This is a genomic window from Rouxiella sp. Mn2063, assembly GCF_049319665.1.
Taxonomy (GTDB): domain Bacteria; phylum Pseudomonadota; class Gammaproteobacteria; order Enterobacterales; family Enterobacteriaceae; genus JBMOUD01.
In genome coordinates this window covers 99,060-111,570 of record NZ_JBMOUD010000011.1, presented here as the reverse complement: position 1 = coordinate 111,570, position 12,511 = coordinate 99,060, and the positions used below count along the sequence as shown (strand labels likewise).

At 48.7% G+C, this 12,511-nt stretch carries 12 protein-coding genes; 10 read left to right on the top strand and 2 right to left on the bottom strand.

Annotated features, from left to right (window positions below):
- The 4 genes from ftsN to rraA all read left to right on the top strand — a co-directional run bounded on the left by ftsN (position 1) and on the right by rraA (position 3,680).
- Complete coding sequence (gene ftsN, locus ACL9RG_RS16360; protein ID WP_422793688.1) at positions 1-1,011, top strand: cell division protein FtsN; 1,011 nt, start codon at positions 1-3, stop codon at positions 1,009-1,011.
- A 111-nt stretch (positions 1,012-1,122) separates the two neighbouring features.
- Positions 1,123-1,659, top strand: a complete 537-nt coding sequence (hslV, locus tag ACL9RG_RS16355; protein WP_422793687.1) for an ATP-dependent protease subunit HslV — start codon at positions 1,123-1,125, stop codon at positions 1,657-1,659.
- A gap of 11 nt (positions 1,660-1,670) precedes the next feature.
- Positions 1,671-3,005 (top strand): HslU--HslV peptidase ATPase subunit, encoded by a 1,335-nt coding sequence (hslU, locus tag ACL9RG_RS16350; RefSeq protein ID WP_422793686.1) that lies wholly within the window; start codon positions 1,671-1,673, stop codon positions 3,003-3,005.
- Positions 3,006-3,194: 189 nt separating this feature from the next.
- Positions 3,195-3,680 (top strand): ribonuclease E activity regulator RraA, encoded by a 486-nt coding sequence (gene rraA / locus ACL9RG_RS16345; protein ID WP_422793685.1) that lies wholly within the window; start codon positions 3,195-3,197, stop codon positions 3,678-3,680.
- A gap of 713 nt (positions 3,681-4,393) precedes the next feature.
- Here rraA and zapB read toward each other — a convergent pair.
- The gene (gene zapB, locus ACL9RG_RS16340) at positions 4,394-4,633 is read right to left on the bottom strand and encodes a septal ring assembly protein ZapB (protein ID WP_422793684.1); all 240 of its coding nucleotides are present in this window, start codon (positions 4,631-4,633) and stop codon (positions 4,394-4,396) included.
- A gap of 501 nt (positions 4,634-5,134) precedes the next feature.
- Between zapB and ACL9RG_RS16335 the strand changes: the two genes are divergently transcribed.
- The 6 genes from ACL9RG_RS16335 to tpiA all read left to right on the top strand — a co-directional run bounded on the left by ACL9RG_RS16335 (position 5,135) and on the right by tpiA (position 11,353).
- Positions 5,135-5,980, top strand: a complete 846-nt coding sequence (locus ACL9RG_RS16335) for an MIP/aquaporin family protein (RefSeq protein WP_422793683.1) — start codon at positions 5,135-5,137, stop codon at positions 5,978-5,980.
- 42 nt (positions 5,981-6,022) lie between these two features.
- Positions 6,023-7,546, top strand: a complete 1,524-nt coding sequence (gene glpK / locus ACL9RG_RS16330; protein ID WP_422793682.1) for a glycerol kinase GlpK — start codon at positions 6,023-6,025, stop codon at positions 7,544-7,546.
- A 140-nt stretch (positions 7,547-7,686) separates the two neighbouring features.
- Complete coding sequence (glpX, locus tag ACL9RG_RS16325) at positions 7,687-8,697, top strand: class II fructose-bisphosphatase (protein WP_422793681.1); 1,011 nt, start codon at positions 7,687-7,689, stop codon at positions 8,695-8,697.
- A 273-nt stretch (positions 8,698-8,970) separates the two neighbouring features.
- Positions 8,971-9,717: a ferredoxin--NADP(+) reductase gene (gene fpr, locus ACL9RG_RS16320; RefSeq protein WP_422793680.1), complete on the top strand. Its 747-nt coding sequence runs from the start codon at positions 8,971-8,973 to the stop codon at positions 9,715-9,717.
- Between the two features lie 111 nt (positions 9,718-9,828).
- Complete coding sequence (locus ACL9RG_RS16315) at positions 9,829-10,428, top strand: DUF1454 family protein (protein ID WP_422793679.1); 600 nt, start codon at positions 9,829-9,831, stop codon at positions 10,426-10,428.
- A 157-nt stretch (positions 10,429-10,585) separates the two neighbouring features.
- Positions 10,586-11,353 (top strand): triose-phosphate isomerase, encoded by a 768-nt coding sequence (gene tpiA / locus ACL9RG_RS16310; RefSeq protein WP_422793678.1) that lies wholly within the window; start codon positions 10,586-10,588, stop codon positions 11,351-11,353.
- Positions 11,354-11,439: 86 nt separating this feature from the next.
- Here tpiA and ACL9RG_RS16305 read toward each other — a convergent pair whose 3' ends face one another.
- Positions 11,440-12,429 (bottom strand): sulfate ABC transporter substrate-binding protein, encoded by a 990-nt coding sequence (locus ACL9RG_RS16305; RefSeq protein ID WP_422793677.1) that lies wholly within the window; start codon positions 12,427-12,429, stop codon positions 11,440-11,442.
- Positions 12,430-12,511: the final 82 nt, after the last annotated feature.

Sequence of the window (12,511 nt, the reverse complement as noted above, 5' to 3'; positions counted from 1 at the left end):
GTGGCACAAAGAGACTATGTGAGCCGTGGACGCTCAGGAGCAAAGCGGAAACCAACCCGCGGTAAGAAAAAAAGTTCTCCGAAAATACCTAAAACCTTGGTGGTCTTGGCCGTCGCGGTATTAGTCGTATTTATTGGTGGTTTGTATTTCATTTCTCACCATAAAGCTGAAGAAGCGCAGATTATGCCGACCCATGCGGTCAGGCCGGGCAATGGCTTACCGCCAAAACCTGAAGAGCGCTGGCGCTACATCAAGGAACTAGAAAATCGCCAATTGAATGTGCAAACGCCGACGGAGCCGACCTCCGGTGGTGATATAACCACTAAGACTCAGTTGACGCCAGAACAACGACAGTTGCTCGATCAGATGCAGGCCGACATGCGCCAGCAGCCGACGCAACTCTCTGAAGTACCTTACAACGACCCAACGCAATCGACTCGAAGTGCCAACACATCGCGTCAGATGAATAATTCATATCAGATGAACAATTCGTCGCAACAGGCGGTGCAGCCACAGGTACATCAGCCGGTCCGTGTTCCACAACAAACGCCACCACGTCAGGTGCAGCCGCGGCAGGAACAAGTTACCCGACAAGAACAGCCCGTGAGACAGGAACAGACGCGAACGGTACAGCCGAAGCCCGTGCAAAAAGCACCGGAAGAACGGCGTCAGCAAATGATCACTCAGGCCAAACCTGAAAGCCGGGTCGAAAAAGAAAAACCGAAACCTCAGGCGTTAGCTGAGAATAGTCCGGAAAAAGAACAACCGAAGCCACAAGAGAAAACGCAGCGTTTCTTAGTGCAATGTGGTTCTTTCCGTGGCGCAGAACAGGCTGAATCGGCTCGTGCCCGATTGGCATTTGAAGGCTTTGAAGGCCGCGTCAGCAGCGGCGGCGGTTGGAATCGCGTCGTTATTGGTCCATTCAATAGCCGTACGAGTGCCAATAATGTACTCGACCGACTAAAACAATCTGGTATTTCTGGCTGCATTCCCCTCGCTACCGGGGGTTGAAAAGTCGTTTTCCTCCCCAATCTATGATCTCAACCTGCCCTAAGCGCTTTGTGCCATAAGATGAGCACCAAGCGCTTAGGGACTTTTTCCGTCTGCAACGAGGAACCGCTCGTGACAACAATTGTAAGTGTACGCCGTAATGGCCAAGTAGTGATCGGGGGCGATGGCCAGGCCACGCTAGGTAATACCGTGATGAAAGGTAACGTCAAAAAAGTACGCCGCCTTTATAACGATAAAGTAATTGCCGGTTTTGCGGGCGGAACAGCTGATGCATTTACCCTTTTTGAGTTATTCGAGCGTAAACTGGAAATGCACCAAGGCCACCTGGTAAAAGCCGCTGTCGAACTGGCAAAAGATTGGCGAACCGATCGCATGCTACGTCGTCTGGAAGCACTGTTAGCGGTTGCAGATGAAAATGCATCCCTGATTATCAGCGGTAATGGTGACGTTATTCAGCCTGAAAATGACCTGATCGCTATTGGCTCTGGTGGCCCTTATGCACAGGCTGCAGCGACTGCCCTGCTGGAAAACAGCGACTTAAGCGCGCGTGAAATTGTAGAAAAATCCCTGAATATCGCTGGCGATATCTGCATTTACACCAACCACAATCAAACATTCCTGGAATTATCCAGCAATCCTAAAGCGTAAGGATCGAGAATATGTCTGAAATGACTCCACGCGAGATTGTCAGCGAATTAGACAGTTACATCATTGGCCAGGATAAAGCGAAACGCGCCGTGGCCATTGCCTTGCGTAACCGCTGGCGCCGGATGCAACTTGATGAAGCATTGCGCCACGAAGTAACGCCAAAGAACATTTTGATGATCGGCCCAACCGGCGTCGGTAAAACCGAGATCGCCCGTCGCCTGGCTAAACTGGCAAATGCGCCGTTTATCAAAGTAGAAGCGACTAAGTTCACCGAAGTCGGTTATGTCGGTAAAGAAGTCGACTCAATTATTCGTGACCTGACTGATTCTGCGGTGCAACTGGTACGCATGCAGTCTATCGAGAAAAACCGTCACCGCGCCGAAGAAATGGCTGAAGACCGTATTCTCGATGTGTTGATCCCACCGGCTAAAAACAACTGGGGACAACCAGAAGAGACGCAGGAACCTTCTTCTGCGCGTCAGGCTTTCCGTAAAAAACTACGTGAAGGTCAGCTCGACGATAAAGAGATTGAAATTAATCTAGCCGCGGCACCAATGGGCGTTGAAATCATGTCCCCTCCGGGCATGGAAGAGATGACCAATCAGTTGCAATCCATGTTCCAAAACATGGCGGGTCAAAAACAGAAAGCGCGTAAGCTGAAAATCAAAGAAGCCTTCAAGCTGTTGATTGAAGAAGAAGCGGCCAAACTGGTTAACCCAGAAGAGTTGAAAGAACAGGCTATCGAAGCTGTTGAGCAACACGGTATCGTGTTTATTGATGAGATCGACAAAATCTGTAAACGTGGCGGCCAAAGCTCAGGACCGGACGTGTCCCGCGAAGGTGTGCAGCGTGACCTGCTGCCATTGGTTGAAGGTTGCACCGTTTCGACCAAGCATGGCATGGTCAAAACCGACCACATTTTGTTTATCGCATCAGGCGCTTTCCAAACTGCTAACCCTTCAGATTTGATCCCAGAACTGCAAGGTCGTCTGCCGATTCGTGTGGAACTGCAAGCACTGTCGACAGAAGATTTCGAACGCATTCTGACTGAACCTAGCGCTTCGCTAACCCATCAGTACAAAGCGTTGATGCAAACCGAAGGTGTCACCATCAACTTTACTACTGACGGTATTCGCCGTATTGCAGAAGCGGCCTGGCAGGTAAACGAAACGACCGAAAACATCGGTGCTCGTCGTTTACACACCGTGTTAGAACGCTTGATGGAAGATATCTCTTATGATGCCAGCGAAAGCCCAGGCACAACCGTTGAGATTGATGCTGATTATGTTCGCGGCCACTTAGATGAACTGGTTGCTGACGAAGATCTAAGCCGCTTTATCCTGTAATTATCGGATGCGGTTCAGTAAATGATCCCATAGGGAGGCGCAAGCCTCCCTATGTCATTGTGAAGGCAGAAAACGTCACTGCGGCGAAAAATGGTTAACTTTCCTACAAATTTAACAATTGATGATTTTGCCAACAGTAGGCAGAAAGGGATATAATGGCCGCCCATGCAGCAACCAGAATAAAATCCTATGAAATACGATACTTCAGAACTATGCGACATCTATCATGAAGAAGTGAATGTCGTTGAACCGCTGTTCTCCAACTTTGGTGGACGTACTTCATTTGGCGGGCAAATCACTACGGTGAAATGCTTTGAAGATAATGGCTTGCTATATGACCTGCTCGAAGAAAATGGTCGTGGCCGCGTGCTGTTAATAGACGGCGGTGGCTCAGTACGCCGTGCGCTACTAGACGCCGGATTAGCACGCCTTGCCCAGCAAAACGAATGGGAAGGTATCGTCATTTACGGCGCAGTGCGTCAGGTTGATGATTTGGTCGAACTGGACCTCGGTATCCAGGCAATGGCCGCCATCCCTGCCGGTGCAGCGAGTGAAGGCATTGGCGAAAGCGACATTCGCGTAAACTTCGGCGGTGTCACCTTCTTCTCTGGCGATCACCTGTATGCGGATAATACCGGGATTGTCTTGTCGGAAGATCCGCTCGACATAGAGTAAGAGGAGCCTGACCGGGCTTGAAGCGGTTTTGTAAAACCGGAGCCGTGTAGTTTTCGGCTCCTTAAGTGCTGTATCTAATTCGGCTCTGCAGCCGAAGCCGACCAAAGAGGAAAATGGGCTTTCCTCTTTGGAATCTCCAGCCCTTTCAATACATTAGCCTCCAATCCACTGGAAGCCATGTTTCAGCGGCTTCCGTTATCGCGCAAATTTCATCCCATCCGGGATGCCCGGCTGCGGGATTCGAGCCAATGATAAAACTATTGTCTCTCACCACTTGGCGGTGAAATTTTGAGTGCGCTTAGCGGCTTTTAAGGTCAAATTCAAAGGCGAAATAAAACAGTTTTCGTTTTTGGCTTTAAAAAAGCCTGCAGGGCGCACTCGAAATGGCGTTGAAGGAGCGGTGAGATATCGCGAAGTGTTTATTGAGCGAGTCCGAATCCCGACGGAAGGGACTGCGGAGCAGCGACATTTGCGCCTGTCGCAGTGGTACCTGAAACATGGCTTAATTGGAATCCGATATAACAGCATGAAAAGGCGCGGGATTCTAAAGGGCCGCGCCTCGGCCCTTTAGGCGGCTTAGGCTGCAATGCCAAATTGGACACTGCATTTGATAAGCCGAAAACTTCACTGTTCTGCTAACAGTGTTCTAAAGTGTGCAGCTCGTTAAACCAAGCCTTTCTGGCTTAAAGAAACCGCACAAAGTCCGGTCAGACTTAAACCTCTTCCATTTTACCGAGCAAAGCGCGCAGACGATCCTGCCACACATGTTGCTCTTCTTTCAGCTGAGTGTTTTCACGCACCAAAGACTCTTGGTTGCCAGCCGCTTGCTGAACTTGCTGGGACAGGCTGTTGTTCTTCTCTTTTAACTCTTCGATTTCCATCTGCAATAAAGTAATGGTATCAATCGCTTGCTGAACTTTAGATTCTAATTTCTCAAAAACTTCAAATGACATGGTGGTTCCCCTTATTTTGTTCGCAAGGCGTATATCTTTCATCGTGTCGCCGCGTCGTCCGGACGTGGCGCAAGAATTCGCTTATTGGCAATGCATCCGTTATAAAACGCGCAAAGGCCAGCTTGTGGAGTGAATCTACGCGAATGTCGCGCCCCACTCTCTATGGATTGTATGTAGCCAGTCTTGCCCTGTCTAGCAACAACCCGGCGTTGCACGCAGTCTGTTGCAATTTTAGCATCAAGACTATCAGTAAAAACTGAAAAAAGTGCCCATTCCTTGCTTTAGAAGCGTTTCTGACTAGTCCAAAACACTCATGATCGCTCATTTTCATGACGCAGCACACAGAATTTAAGTTCGCTATTTCTCGTTTATGTTCGTTAACGCTAAATTCACATGACGGACTCATTTTAGACGAAACGCATCAACTTATTAACATAGCTAGAATGATTGCCGATAACTATAACGTCCCTATTTTTCACTATCCTTATATAGGATCAGACTATGAGCCAAACCAACAGTCCTACATTAAAAGGCCAATGTATCGCGGAATTCCTCGGAACCGGGCTAATCATCTTCTTTGGCGCAGGTTGTGTTGCCGCGTTGAAACTGGCTGGAGCAACCTTCGGTCTTTGGGAAATCTGTATCATTTGGGGCCTGGGCGTTTCCATGGCCATTTATCTCACAGCTGCTATTTCTGGCGCTCACCTCAACCCTGCGGTGACCGTTGCCTTATGTTTGTTTGCCAACTTTGATGGACGCAAAGTTGTTCCCTATATTATCTCGCAAGTCGCCGGGGCGTTTTGTGCCGCTGCGCTGGTTTACGGCCTTTACTACAATCTGTTCTTCGATTACGAACAAGCGCACAACATGGTGCGAGGCAGTGTAGAAAGCCTGGATCTGGCAAGTATCTTCTCCACTTACCCTAATCCGCATATCAGCGTTCCGCAGGCGTTCTTGGTTGAAGTAGTGATTACTGCTGTTCTGATGGCCGTGATCTTGGCTCTGACTGACGATGGCAATGGCATCCCACGTGGCCCATTGGCACCATTCTTAATTGGCCTGTTAGTTGCGGTTATCGGTGGCTCAATGGGTCCACTGACCGGGTTTGCTCTTAACCCTGCTCGTGACTTCGGTCCTAAACTGTTCGCCTTCTTTGCAGGATGGGGCAAAGTTGCCTTCACCGGCGGACGTGATATCCCATATTTCTTGGTTCCAATCTTCGGGCCATTGGTTGGCGCATGTTTAGGGGCATTTGGCTATAAGACTTTGATTAGTCAGTACCTTCCTAAAGAGATTCATATTCAGGAAGAAGAAACGACCAAGCAATCCGCTCGTCGTAAAGCCTAATACGCTACACTATTCATTGCTCAATTTTGCAGGACGGAAATTATGTCAAACGATAAGACTCACGAAAAAAAATACATCGTTGCTCTCGACCAGGGCACAACCAGTTCACGCGCAGTCGTGTTGGACCATGATGCTAATATCGTTAGCATCTCTCAGCGTGAATTTACCCAAATCTATCCTAAATCAGGTTGGGTTGAGCACGACCCAATGGAAATTTGGGCATCACAAAGCTCAGTGCTTGTTGAAGTGCTGGCCAAAGCCGACATTAACTCAGACCAAATTGCCGGTATTGGTATCACCAACCAACGTGAAACCACTATCGTCTGGGAAAAAGACACCGGTAAGCCAATTTATAATGCCATCGTCTGGCAATGCCGCCGTACTGCAGAGATTTGTGAAAAGCTGAAGAAAGACGGATTAGAAGACTATATCCGCGAAAATACCGGCTTAGTTGTCGACCCGTATTTCTCCGGTACTAAAGTAAAATGGATCCTTGACCACGTTGAAGGTTCCCGTGAGCGTGCAAAACGCGGTGAGCTATTATTTGGTACCGTTGATACCTGGCTGGTATGGAAAATGACCCAAGGCCGCGTCCACGTTACTGATTACACCAATGCTTCACGTACCATGCTGTTCAACATTCACACTCTCAAGTGGGATGAACGCATGTTAGAAGCTTTGGATATCCCGAGTGAAATGCTGCCAGAAGTGCGCGCCTCTTCAGAAGTTTACGGCCAAACCAACATCGGTGGTAAAGGCGGTACACGTATTCCAATCGCCGGGATCGCCGGTGACCAACAGGCGGCGCTTTATGGCCAACTGTGCGTACAAAAAGGTATGGCTAAAAATACCTACGGAACAGGCTGCTTCCTGTTGATGAATACCGGAACTGAAGCAGTAGCATCAAAAAATGGTCTGTTGACCACTATTGCTTGTGGACCGAAAGGTGAAGTGAACTACGCACTGGAAGGTGCAGTGTTCGTTGGCGGTGCCTCTATTCAATGGCTACGTGACCAGATGAAGCTCATCAACGATGCCGCCGACTCCGAATATTTCGCCAATAAAGTGAAAGATACTAACGGTGTGTATGTTGTTCCTGCCTTTACCGGCTTGGGTGCACCTTACTGGGACCCATATGCACGCGGCGCTATCTTCGGTTTAAGCCGTGGTGCTAACAGCAACCACATCATCCGCGCTACGCTGGAGTCTATTGCTTATCAGACCCGTGACGTATTGGATGCGATGCAAGCTGACTCAGGCGCACGTCTGCAGGCTCTGCGTGTCGATGGTGGCGCTGTCGCCAACAACTTCCTGATGCAGTTCCAGTCTGACATTTTAGGCACCCGTGTTGAACGTCCAGAGGTGTTGGAAGTCACTGCATTGGGCGCCGCCTATCTGGCGGGTCTGGCTGTAGGCTTCTGGAACGATCTCGACGAAGTTCGTGCTAAAGCGACTATCGAAAGAGAATTCCGCCCAAGCATTGAAACCACTGAGCGTAATGTACGTTACAAAGGTTGGCAGAAAGCGGTATCTCGCGTACGTTCGTGGGAAGATCACGACGAATAATCGCAACATTGAGCCCGTTTAAATCGCTATCCAAAACTCCCCTAAATGGGGAGTTTTTTTATGCCGCCTCATCCCTCCCGACGCTGTGATAGTATTCCGTTTATACAATCTCCCATTACTCCCTCAATATGGACTGAGTCATGAAACGTGAATTAGCTATCGAATTCTCCCGTGTTACTGAAGCTGCTGCCCTTGCTGGTTATAAATGGCTTGGCCGTGGGGACAAAAACCTGGCTGATAATGCTGCCGTGCAAGCGATGCGCATTATGCTTAACAAGGTGGATATCGAGGGCAAAATTGTTATTGGCGAAGGTGAAATCGATGAAGCGCCAATGTTGTATATCGGCGAAGCCGTAGGTACCGGCAAGGGCGATGCGGTAGATATCGCCGTAGACCCGATCGAAGGCACCAGAATGACTGCCATGGGGCAAGCTAACGCGCTGACGGTACTAGCCGTCGGGGATAAAGGATCATTTCTTAATGCACCTGACATGTATATGGAGAAACTGGTAGTTGGCCCAGGAGCGAAAGGCAGTATCAACTTATCGCTACCGCTGGCTGATAATCTGCGTACGATTGCCAAGAGCCTGAACAAACCGCTGAGCGAATTGACAGTATCTATTCTAGCCAAACCACGCCATGACGATATTATTCGCGAGATGCAGCAACTGGGCGTGCGAGTATTTGCCTTCCCAGACGGCGATGTAGCCGCCACCATTCTCACTTGTATGCCAGAGAGCGAAGTAGACGTAATGTACGGCATTGGCGGCGCACCCGAAGGGGTAATTTCTGCTGCGGTTATTCGTGCACTGGATGGTGATATGCAAGGTCGCTTATTAGCACGCCATCATGTTAAAGGTGATAGCGCTGAAAACCGCCGTATTGGTGAAGAAGAGCTAGCACGTTGCCAGCAGATGGGCATTGAAGCGGGCAAAGTTCTTGCTCTGGATGAGATGGCCCGCAACGACAATGTGATTTTTTCTGCCACCGGGATCACAACAGGTGACTTGCTGCAAGGTATCAGCCGCCAGGGCAATATGGCGACAACAGAGACACTGTTGATCCGCGGTAAATCTCGCACCATCCGCCGTATCCGCTCAACCCATTATCTCGACCGTAAAGACGCCGCGCTACACGAACTGATTATCTAGTTCTCACCCGCAGCTTTTGATACTGGCTGCGGGGATTTTCTATTCATACGCCCAATGCGATGACATTTAATCGATAATCCTTTGTACAAAATATGAAATAGAATCGCGGCATTAATCATCAGATATACCCAAAATAATTGGTGTTGTATCAAGGCGGTAAGGAAGCGCATCCCGATGATGCTTACACAAGTAAGTGAGTCGGGTAAGTGACCGTAGCCAACACAGATGCAACATCAAGCATGCAAGGTATACATCAAAGCGGAAGCACACCCTATGGCCGAATGGATGTCTGGAAAAGTGACTAAAGTTGAGCACTGGACCGAAAATTTATTCAGTATCACTGTTAATGCCCCCGTCGATAGTTTCACCGCCGGGCAATATGCCAAGTTATCAATGGACATTGAAGGTACACGCGTTCAACGCGCTTACTCCTACGTCAATGCACCAAGCAATAACAATCTTGAGTTTTATCTGGTTAATGTGCCAGATGGAAAACTCAGCCCAAAGCTTAAGGTGATGCAACCTGGTGACGAGATTTTAGTCACCAAAGAGGCCGCCGGATTCTTTGTGATTGAAGAAGTACCGGAATGTGACACGCTGTGGATGATCGCTACAGGTACCGCTATCGGCCCGTTCTTGTCTATTTTACAAGAAGGGATTGGCCTGGAGCGCTTTAAGAATATTGTCTTAGTTCATGCCGCCCGTTTATCTCAGGATCTAAGCTATTTGCCGCTCATGCAGCAATTGCAACAACGTTATAACGGCAAGCTGCGTATTCAGACCGTAGTCAGCCGTGAAGAAGCAGTAGGTTCGTTAACAGGCCGCGTACCTGCATTAATCGACGATGGCTCATTAGAAGCCGCCGTTGGCTTAAAAATGGATGCCGAAGATAGCCATATTATGGTCTGCGGTAATCCACAAATGGTAAAAGACACTCAGCAATTACTGAAAGATCAACGGGGAATGCGTAAACATTTACGCCGTAAACCGGGGCATATTACTAGCGAGAATTACTGGTAATATTATCACGCAGGTGGGTAATACCACCTGCGTGATAATAACTTCGCCTTTGACAAACAAGGCCTCTCCCCGCTTTAATCAGACTATCGTCGATATAAAAGAACCCGCCATATGCTAACTCTCTTTATTCGCCACGCTCTCCCCGCTTTGTTGCTCGTGAGTAGTACAGCCGTTATGGCAGCGCCTCCAGCAGAACAACATGCCAATGATGACGCGCCAAAAGCCCCTTATTTGATGGCAGGTGCACCAACGTTTGAAATTTCGATTGCGGATTTTCGTCTGAAGTACAACCTTGCGAATCCAACGCAGCAAATCGATGAGTTTCATGCGATACAAGATGCTCCCGGCAATAATGTGCTGACTCGGGCTGCCAGCAAAATTAACGAAGACTTGTTTGCCTCGACCGCACTCGAAAAAGGCACGGGTAAAGTTAAAACTCTGCAAATTACCTATCTGCCCATCCAAGGGCCAGAAGCCAAAGCGGCACGCACCACCGCTATCGCTTATATGGCCAATGTGATGCGCCAGTTTGACCCAACCCTGAACGTGGCACAGAGCGTAACCAAAGTGACGTCATTGCTGGATAAAGGTAAAGGCTCACCATTTTATCAACAACAGGTTGGCGCTATCCGTTATGTCGTTTCCGATAACGGAGAAAAGGGGCTGACCTTTGCCGTCGAACCGGTAAAGCTGGCATTGAGCGAGCCATAATTGCTTGTACAGCGCCTAAATAGGTGGCGAGATGCTGGTGATTAATGACAAAAAGCAAAGCCTTTGCCGCCAATGATCTTTATACTGTTGCGCAGGTAATCTGCTTGTTCGGCAGAAATTTTAATCGAAACTCGCGTCCCCCTTTGGAGGAAGAAACATGCGCCATCCATTAGTTATGGGTAACTGGAAGTTGAATGGTAGTACTCATATGGTTAACGAGCTGATTGCTGCATTGCGCAATGAGCTAAGCACCGTTGAAGGCTGTGGTGTTGCCATCGCGCCACCGGAGCTTTATCTGTCTCAGGCTAAACACGCTTTAGCTGGCAGCCGTATTGTTTTGGGTGCACAAAACGTTGATACCAATCTGTCTGGCGCATTTACCGGTGAAACTTCTGCCGACATGCTTAAAGATATTGGCGCAAAATACATCATTATCGGCCACTCTGAACGTCGTACTTACCACAAAGAAAGCGACGAATTCATTGCCAAGAAATTCGGTGTGTTGAAAGAAGCGGGTTTAACTCCAGTACTGTGTATTGGTGAAACCGAAGCAGAAAACGAAGCGGGTCAAACTGAAGCCGTTTGTGCTAAACAACTGGACGCAGTACTAAACACACTGGGTGCACAGGCTTTCGCTGGCGCAGTTATCGCCTACGAACCCGTTTGGGCAATCGGTACCGGTAAATCAGCCACCCCTGCGCAAGCGCAAGCGGTGCATAAATTCATCCGTGACCACGTTGCTAAGCAAGATGCTGATATCGCTAAACAAGTGATCATCCAGTACGGCGGTTCTGTGAATGCTGCTAACGCCGCTGAGCTCTTTACTCAGCCGGATATCGACGGAGCATTGGTTGGCGGCGCATCGCTGAAAGCCGATGCCTTTGCAGTTATCGTTAAAGCGGCTGCTGAAGCTAAAAAAGCTTAATTGCTGCAATTCTCGTGAATCAATCACGCTAATGCAGACAATAAAAAACCCCGAATTTTCGGGGTTTTTTGTCTCTGACGGTGGGATTAGCGCTTGCTAATCTGGTCGAAAATACCGCCGTTAGAGAAATGATCTTTTTGGGCCTGAGTCCAGCCACCCGCGACCTGATCAACGGTGAACAATTTAATTGGCGGGAACTGCGCAGTAAATTTCTTCGCAACTTCAGGATCACGCGGACGGTAGAAATTCTCTGCCGCAATAGTCTGGCCTTCTGGGGAGTAGAGATACTTCAGATAAGCCGTCGCAACATCACGCGTACCACGTTTATCGACCACTTTATCTACCACAGAAACCGTCGGCTCAGCCAAAATTGACTCGCTTGGGTTAATAATTTCAAACTGACCTTTACCTAAGTCTTTGCTGGCCAGTATTGCGTCGTTTTCCCATGAAATCAGCACATCACCAATGCCACGCTCAACAAAAGTATTGGTCGCACCACGCGCCCCTGAATCCTGGACTTCGACATTTTTGTATAACGCACGCAGGAAATCTTCGGCTTTGGCTTTGTCATTATTGTTGTGATGCAGTGCATAACCCCACGCCGCCAGATAGTTCCAGCGCGCACCACCAGAGGTCTTAGGGTTTGGTGAGATAACGGACACACCAGGTTTAATCAAATCATTCCAGTCATGGATGCCTTTTGGATTACCCTTGCGCACCAAGAAAACGATGGTCGAGGTATAAGGCGCAGAGTTATCCGGCAGGCGAGTTTGCCAATCTTTGTTAATACGGCCACGCTCAGCTATTGCATCAACATCTGACTGCAAAGCCAATGTCACCACATCCGCTTCAATACCGTTAATGACCGACGTTGCCTGTTTGCCAGAACCACCGTGTGACTGACGAATCGTCACATTATCACCGGTTTTCTCCAGCCAGTATTTGCTAAAAGCTTTATTATAATTTTCATAAAGCTCACGAGTTGGGTCGTATGACACATTAAGCAACTGAATATCTTTCGCTAACGCCCCTGCTGTCACCAACATCAGCGCCAAACCTACGCCCAATCTACGCATTATGCTTTCTCCAGAAGTCAGTCTTGATAAAAAGTAATCAAACAAATCAGATAACTTCAGCCTGCCAGAGAAAAAGGAATGT